The 6,870-nt window shown below is 76.2% G+C and carries 10 protein-coding genes; 4 read left to right on the top strand and 6 right to left on the bottom strand.

The genetic code is table 11. The annotated features are described in order from the left end of the window. Window positions 1-15 precede the first annotated feature (15 nt). From IEZ00_RS24725 to IEZ00_RS24750, 6 genes are all read right to left on the bottom strand, one after another. Window positions 16-1,383 carry a hypothetical protein gene (locus IEZ00_RS24725; RefSeq protein WP_189225709.1) on the bottom strand — a complete coding sequence of 456 codons (1,368 nt, stop codon included), beginning with the start codon at window positions 1,381-1,383 and terminating at the stop codon, window positions 16-18. Then, window positions 1,377-2,195 (bottom strand): ATP-binding cassette domain-containing protein, encoded by an 819-nt coding sequence (locus IEZ00_RS24730; RefSeq protein ID WP_189225710.1) that lies wholly within the window; start codon window positions 2,193-2,195, stop codon window positions 1,377-1,379. Before IEZ00_RS24730 ends, IEZ00_RS24725 begins: the two co-directional genes overlap by 7 nt. A gap of 17 nt (window positions 2,196-2,212) precedes the next feature. Next, the gene (locus IEZ00_RS24735; protein WP_189225711.1) at window positions 2,213-3,013 is read right to left on the bottom strand and encodes a cupin domain-containing protein; all 801 of its coding nucleotides are present in this window, start codon (window positions 3,011-3,013) and stop codon (window positions 2,213-2,215) included. Next, the gene (locus IEZ00_RS24740) at window positions 3,010-3,516 is read right to left on the bottom strand and encodes an RNA polymerase sigma factor (RefSeq protein ID WP_229796047.1); all 507 of its coding nucleotides are present in this window, start codon (window positions 3,514-3,516) and stop codon (window positions 3,010-3,012) included. Before IEZ00_RS24740 ends, IEZ00_RS24735 begins: the two co-directional genes overlap by 4 nt. Window positions 3,517-3,594: 78 nt before the next feature. Then, the gene (locus IEZ00_RS24745) at window positions 3,595-3,936 is read right to left on the bottom strand and encodes an SRPBCC family protein (protein ID WP_189225713.1); all 342 of its coding nucleotides are present in this window, start codon (window positions 3,934-3,936) and stop codon (window positions 3,595-3,597) included. A gap of 58 nt (window positions 3,937-3,994) precedes the next feature. Beyond that, window positions 3,995-4,531 carry an SMI1/KNR4 family protein gene (locus IEZ00_RS24750; RefSeq protein ID WP_189225714.1) on the bottom strand — a complete coding sequence of 179 codons (537 nt, stop codon included), beginning with the start codon at window positions 4,529-4,531 and terminating at the stop codon, window positions 3,995-3,997. Window positions 4,532-4,688: 157 nt separating this feature from the next. Between IEZ00_RS24750 and IEZ00_RS24755 the strand changes: the two genes are divergently transcribed. The 4 genes from IEZ00_RS24755 to IEZ00_RS24770 form a co-directional block, all read left to right on the top strand. Then, entirely contained in the window at window positions 4,689-5,012 is a 324-nt protein-coding gene (locus tag IEZ00_RS24755; RefSeq protein ID WP_189225715.1) for a hypothetical protein, read from the top strand. Beyond that, entirely contained in the window at window positions 5,009-6,184 is a 1,176-nt protein-coding gene (locus tag IEZ00_RS24760; protein ID WP_373293192.1) for a C40 family peptidase, read from the top strand. The genes IEZ00_RS24755 and IEZ00_RS24760 overlap by 4 nt, the downstream gene beginning before the upstream one ends. Before the next feature lie 4 nt (window positions 6,185-6,188). Next, window positions 6,189-6,566, top strand: a complete 378-nt coding sequence (locus tag IEZ00_RS24765; RefSeq protein ID WP_189225716.1) for a hypothetical protein — start codon at window positions 6,189-6,191, stop codon at window positions 6,564-6,566. After that, window positions 6,563-6,870, top strand: a 308-nt coding sequence (locus IEZ00_RS24770) for a YbaB/EbfC family nucleoid-associated protein (protein ID WP_189225717.1), incomplete at its 3' end; no start/stop codon positions are given. The genes IEZ00_RS24765 and IEZ00_RS24770, both read left to right, overlap by 4 nt.

Genomic DNA, 6,870 nt, shown 5'->3' on the forward strand with positions numbered 1-6,870 from the left:
CCAGGATCGCCCGCTTCACAGGGCACCGCTCGTCAAGGCGGTGAGCGGGTCGCCGCTGCACGCCCCCTGCACGGCCCGCATCGCCTGCACCCGCGCCACCTGCTCCTGCTCGGGCAGTGCGCGCAGCGCCTCCCAGGCGGGCCCGACCAGCGCGTCCACGTCCTTCGCGTACCAGCTCTGCGGGGACAGCAGCGGCACCAGCCTGCCCGCCACCCACGACCCGGCCACCGTCCGCGCGGCGATCTCGCGCGTCGGGTCCTCCGGGCTGACCATGCCGTGGCACGGGCGCGTGCCCGCCCCCGCGACCATCCGCTTGGTCAGCTCCTCGCCGCGCGCGGGCTCGTTGATCAGGAAGTAGTTCAGCTCGTCGAGGTTGATCCACACCACGTCGGTCGGCTCGGCCTCGCGGGAGGCCGACCACACCGGTCCGGGTTTCTCCCGCACCGACCGCGGCGGATCGGGCAGCTTCGCCAACTGGCGCAGCGCCTCCTGCGCGGGTCCGGCCACTTCGGCCAGCTCGTGCCCGTGCGCCCTGGTCAGGCACACCCGCGGCCCGCTGTCGGTGCACACCTCGCTCATCGCGACCGCCGACGCCACCCGGACCTCCTCCGGGGTGCCGGGCATCAGCGGCACCGCCACGGCGGCGGCCAGCACCACCGGCAGCAGTGCCTGCCACCACTTGCGGGCCGCCAGCAGCAGGAACGCGGTCAGCGCCAGCCCGGCGTAGAACAGGCCCTGGGCCAGGGTGAACGAGCCCGCCGGCTCGTGGAAGACGTCGCGGGGCGACGGCGTGCTGGGCCGCAGCAGCGTCAGCCGCAGCACCAGCCCGCTGGGCGCGTCGTCGTCGAGATCGCCGACCCGCAACGCGGTCGCCACGAGCACCAGCGCGCCCACCGCCAGCACCGGCGGGGTCAGCGGGGACGGCACCAGCCGGGCCAGCCCGGCGCCCAGCCACGCGGCGGCCACCAGCGCCACCAGCCCGACCAGCAGCACCAGCAGCCACGACCACTGCCAGTAGCCGTCCACCCGCACCGCGCCGATCGCGGTCACCACCAGCTGAGCGGTCACCACCCCGATGCCGAGCGCGCCCAGCAGCGCCAGCGCCCGGTGCGCGCGGGGGCGCGGGGTGGAGGCGAACAGCTCCTCCACGCCGGAGCGCCGGTCCCGCAGGCCCTGCAGCGCGCCCAGCCCCACCACCACCGGCCAGCTGAACATCAGCGGGAACCGGACCCACTCGGCCAGCATCCCCCACTGCCGCGTCCAGGTGACGCTGCCGCTGTTCGGCGGCCCCATGCGCAGCACCACCAGGGCGATCACCAGCACCACCACGCCCAGCAGCGGCGCCGCCGACCGGCGCAGCTCCACCCCCAGCGCCCTCACCACGCACCGGCCTTCCCGCCGTCGGTCTTCCCGCGACTGGCCAGCAGCGCCGAGTAGCCGCGCTCGATGGGGCTGTCGCCCACGTCGTCGGGGCCGCCCTCGGCGGCCAGCTCGGCGGGGGTGCCCTGGAAGAGCAGCTTCCCCGACTCGAACAGCACCACGTCGGCGCACGCCGCGGCCACGTCCTCGACCAGGTGGGTGGACACCAGCACGCAGGTGTCCGCGCCCAGCTCGTGCAGCAGCTCGCGGAACCGGACGCGCTGGCCGGGGTCCAGCCCGGCGGTCGGCTCGTCCAGCAGCAGCAGGTCGGGGTCGTTGACGATGGCCTGGGCGATGCCCGCCCGGCGCACCATGCCGCCGGAGAGGGTCCTGAGCTTGTCGTCGGCGCGGTCGGCCAGCCCGACCCGCTCGACCGCGCGCTGCACCGCGCCGGGCACCTCGGCCTTGGGCACCTCCTTGAGCCAGGCCATGTACTCGACGAACTCGCGCACGGTGAACCGCTTGTAGTAGCCGAACTCCTGCGGCAGGTAGCCCAGCCTGCGGCGCAGCGCGCGCAGGTCGGCCCGCCCGGCCACCCGCTCGCCGAACAGCTCCAGCACGCCCCCGGCGGGCCGCAGCACCGTCGCCAGCGACCTGATCAGCGTGGTCTTGCCCGCGCCGTTGGGCCCGAGCAGGCCGTGCACCCCCACGCCCAGCCCCAGGTCCAGGCCGTCGACCGCCATCCGGCGGCCCGCCTTGACCCGCAGCCCCTCCGCGCGGACGTGCCAGGCGTACCCCGTCGGCGCGACCTCTGCCGCGCTCGTCGCACGCGCCATCACAGTCCTTCCCTCCATCACCAGTTGTCCACGCGCACGTACGCCCGCGACCTCATGAGCACCACCACCGCGCCCGCCACCAGCACCGCCGCCCACCACGGACCGGCGGCGGGCACCAGCACCACCGGGACCGCGTTGCGCACCACGGCCGGGCCGACCACCAGCAGCGCCCACAGCACCGAGGTGGCCACCGCCGCGCGGCGCACGCCGACCAGGCCGCCCAGTGCCAGCGCCGCCGAGGTGAGCCCCAGGCACGGCAGCAGCCACCACGCGGCGGAGTCACCGGTGAGCCAGCCGGTGAGCAGCAGCACCGGCAGCACCACCACGAGCACCGCGGTGGTGCGGCGCAGCACCAGCTCCAGCCCGGCCCTGGGCGTGCAGGCGATCAGCTCGTGGGCCGGGTCCAGGCCGCGCGACCAGGCCACGGCCACGCCCAGCACCGGCCCGATCGGCGCGAGCAGCAGGACCGCCGACGGCATCGCGTCGCTGGGCAGCACCAGTTCCAGCACCACCACCGCGAACAGCACCAGCAGCGTCATGATCAGCCACGGCACCAGCGACGGCGTGGCCCAGGTGGCCAGCCGGGTCCAGTGCCGCACCCGCGCGGGCGGGGCGGTCAGCTCGGGCTCCAGGGCGGCCCAGACCGCCGCGCTCAGCGCCGCGACCGGCGGCGGGGCCACGTCGGCCAGCCGCACCCGGCACACCTCGCAGCCCTCCAGGTGCGACTCGACCGCCCACAGCCGGTCCGGCGGGATGTCCGGGTCGCCCGCCGCGTAGCGGGCGACCAGCTCGGCGGACGCGTGCTCGTCGCGGTTCACGTCAGTGCCTCCCTCAGCGCGATCCGGGCCCGCCGGGCGCGGGTCTTCACCGTTCCCTCGGGCACGCCGAGCAGCACCGCGGTCTCCCGGACGGTCAGCCCGTCCAGCACCATGGCCTGCAGGACCTGCCGCAGTTCGGGCGCGAGGGCGCGCAGCGCGTCGCCCACGTCGTCGCCCAGCGAGCGGGCCAGGGCCTCGTCCTCGGCGGCGGGCGCGACGGCTTCGGCCACCGGCAGCGGCTGGGCGTGGTGGGCGCGTCTGCGGAAGGCGTCGACCAGCCGCCGGGCGGCGATCGTCCACAGCCAGCCGACGGCGGTGCCGTTCGCGGCCACGCCGGCGAAGGTGCCCGCCGCGCGCCAGACGGCCAGGTAGGTCTCCTGCATGACCTCGGCGACGACCTGCTCGTCGGCGCAGCGGCGGCGCAGGCGCACCGCCAGCCACGGCGACGTGCGCCGGTAGAGCTCCTCGAAGGCGGCGCGGTCGCCCTTGGCCACCGCGCGCACCAACCGCTCCTCGTTCACACCCGGCAAGACGCGCGCGTCGGCGGAACGGTTCTCAGCCCGGAGTGATCCGGGTCACGCTCAGTACCAGGCGTTGCCGCTCTCGGTCTCGGTCGCGTCGGCCTGCGAGGCGGCCCGGTGGGACAGCGCGGCGACCGCCTCCTCCAGCTCGCGCTGGGTGTCCGGGCCCCGATCGGAGTTCACCGTCAGGGTGATCAGGCTGCGCCCCGCCTCCTCCTCGTCGACGACCGCGAGCGAGCCCTCGCTCCAGGTGAGCACCCGGCGGTCGTGGTCGACCCGCAGGCTGGCGTCGTCGGCGACCAGGCCGGGCAGGTGCTGGGGCAGCGCCTCGGGCTGCGCGAGCAGGTCGAACAGCTGCCGCGCGGGCACGTCGACCGGCGCGTGGTACTCGTAGCTGGCCACATCCGCCTCCTGGCTGCCGGGACCGCTGGAGTACCCCGCCGGGTCCCGGCTAAGCGCTTCAGGTGGTGCGCCAGCCCAGGCGGCCGTCGGTGGTGATCAGCGGCTCGCAGTGGCCGAGCCTGCTGCGGTGCTCCAGCGCCGTGGCGACCTGGTCGAGCATCTCCACCAGGCTGGCCCACTCCGGCTTGAGCATCTTGCGGCTCTCCCGGTCCCACTCGACCACGCACCCGGTCAGCGCGCCGGGCCGCAGGTCCACGGCCAGCGCGTCACCGCAGCCGTCGAAGGCGATGGGCAGCCAGCTCGGGTGGAAGCCCGCCGTGGGCGAGCCCGCCTCCGAAACCGGGTCGGCGGGCCAGAACCCCTGCTTGAGCCGCCACGAGCGCAGCGCGTTGGTCGGCCCCAGCGGCGTGTAGAAGGGCGGCAGCACCTCGGCGAAGGCCAGGTCCTCGGTCCCGCCGCAGACCGACCACCACGCGCGCAGGTCCGCCGGTGGCTCCAGGCCGGTCACCGCCGCCAGTTCCGCGACGGCCGAGTGCTCCTCGGCGGGGCCGAACACGGCCGCGGTCAGGGGGGCGTGGTCGTCGAGCCACGCCACGATTCTTCTCCAATGGCGCAGAACACCCACAACGACATGATCACCTCAGAACGCCGCGCAGGGTACCGCTCATCGGGGCAGGATCCGCGTCAAAACGCCGCGCAGCCGGGTGGATTCGGGCAGGATCTCCCCTGTTCGTCCTACTGAGGGGGAAGCGGTGGAACGGGGATTCGGCGTCGACCCGGCGGCGCTGTCGGCTTACGGCACAACGGCTTCCGGGCTGGCCGACGAGGTCGCGGCGATCGGCACGGCCACCCTCTCCGGGGTGGACGCGCTGCCCGCCGACAGCTTCGGCCGCATCGGCGAGGAGGTCGGCCTCGGCGCGGCCTTCCGGGAGGCGGCGCGGGCCCAAGTGGACGGTGTGGCCGCCGCGGCGGCCGGGCTGTCCGCGCTGGCGGGCGAGGTCTCCCGCACCGGCGCGGCCTACGTCGAGCAGGAGGCGCGGCACAGCGCCGACTTCACCCGCGCCTACCAGGGGTGAGCGTGGACGTCTCGGGGTTCGTCGCGGCGCTGGTCCGGCCGATGAAGGAGGACCTGGCCCGGCTGGAGGGCGACACCGGCGGCGCGACCCGCGCGGCCGACGCCCTCGGGCGGGCCTCCTCGGCGCTGGCCGAGGTCGGCGGCAGGCACACCGGCGCGGCCAACGCCGCGCTGGGCACCTGGTACGGGGAGAAGGCGGGCGCGTTCCAGGACCGGGTGGCGCGGTTCTCCGGCGGGGTGGCCGCGCTGAGCCGCAACGCCACCGCCGCGCAGTCCGCGGCGACGACCGCGGTGGCCGCGGTGAGCGCGGGCCGGACCGCCGTGCAGGGGTTGATCGACGAGTTCACCGGCTGGGCCACGCCCCGACTGGCGGCGGCGGTCGCGGCGTCGCTGGTCGGCGGGCCGGGCGCGGTGCTGGCGGTCGCCGCGGACGTGACCGCGAAGGCGCGCGAGTACGAGGGCCGGTCCGCCCAGGAGCTGCAGCGGGTCCGCGACGAGCTGACCGCCGTGGCGGCGCGGCTGCGCGCGCTGGAGAAGCCGGACTTCGCGGGCGTCGGCGACCCGCTGGGCGTGGAGGGCGGCGGCACCACGTCGACCTCCAGCGCGACGGGCACCACGTCCACGCCGTCCGCCCCGCCGTCGATCGGTGGTGGCGGCGGTGACGGAAGCGGAGGCGGTGGCGGCGGCACAGGCGGCGGCTCAGGAGGAGGCGGAGGCGGCGGTGGTGGCGGCCCGACCGGTCCCCGGCTGCCCGTGGCCATCCCGCCGCAGCCGGGCACCGGCGTGGGCGTGAACCTGCCGGACGGCAGCTCCGCCGAAGCCCCCAACGAGATCGCCGCGCAGGCGGTGCGCAGGGCGCTGTCCGCGCTGGGCACCCCGTACGTGTGGGGCGGGGCGAACCCGCCGCAGGGCACCGACTGCAGCGGCCTGACCCAGTGGGCCTACGCGGGCGCGGGCTTCGACATCCCCCGACCCGCGTCGTCCCAGGCGATGGGCGCCTCCGTGCCGCCGGACCAGCTGCTGCCCGGCGACCTGGTGGTGTGGGACGGGCACGTGGCCATGGTGATCGGCAACGGGCAGATGGTCGAGGCGGGCGACCCGGTGCAGGTCAACCCGATCCGCACGACCAACAGCGGCATGGGCTTCATGGGCTTCTACCGACCGACGGGCTGAGGACGTGGACGAGACGACGCGGGCGGCCCAGCGGGTCGCCGACACCGGCCACCGGGTGGCCGACCACCTGGCGCGCACCGGTCCGGTGCTGGGCCGGGCCAGCTCACCGGACCGCGCGGTCACCGTGGTCACCGCGCCCGCGGCGCCGCCGCACGAGATCCGGATCAGCCCGGCCGCGCTGCGCCTGGGCCCGGACGCGCTGGGCGCGGAGATCGTGCGCGTGGCGGGCCGGGCGTCCCGCGACGCGGCGGCCCGGCTGCACGCCTCGCTGGCGCGGGTGGTGGACCCGGCGACCGCGCGGGCGCTGGCCGAGATCGGCTTCCCGCCCGGCGCGCCGGAGGACGACGACTTCGGCGGTCACCCCTTCGGGGGTTCCCGATGACGCTGGAGGCGCGGCGGTTCGCCGCGGACCGGCTGACCGAGGTGCTGGCGCGGGTCACCGGCACCGCCCGGCACCCCAGCGGCCTGGTGGAGGTCACCGCCACCGCCACCGGTGAGCTGCGGGCGGTGCGGCTGCTGCCCGCCGCGCTGGGGCACGGCCCGGACGCGGTGGGCCGGATGGTCGTGGAGACCGGCGCGCTCGCCACCGACGCGGCCGTGCGGACCAGCTACAACGAGGTGGCCAAGGCGCTGGGCGACAGCATGGCCATGGCGGTGGAGTCCTTCGCCGGACCACCACCGCCCCC

Source organism: Saccharothrix coeruleofusca, from assembly GCF_014648515.1.
In the GTDB taxonomy this organism is placed as follows: domain Bacteria; phylum Actinomycetota; class Actinomycetes; order Mycobacteriales; family Pseudonocardiaceae; genus Actinosynnema; species Actinosynnema coeruleofuscum.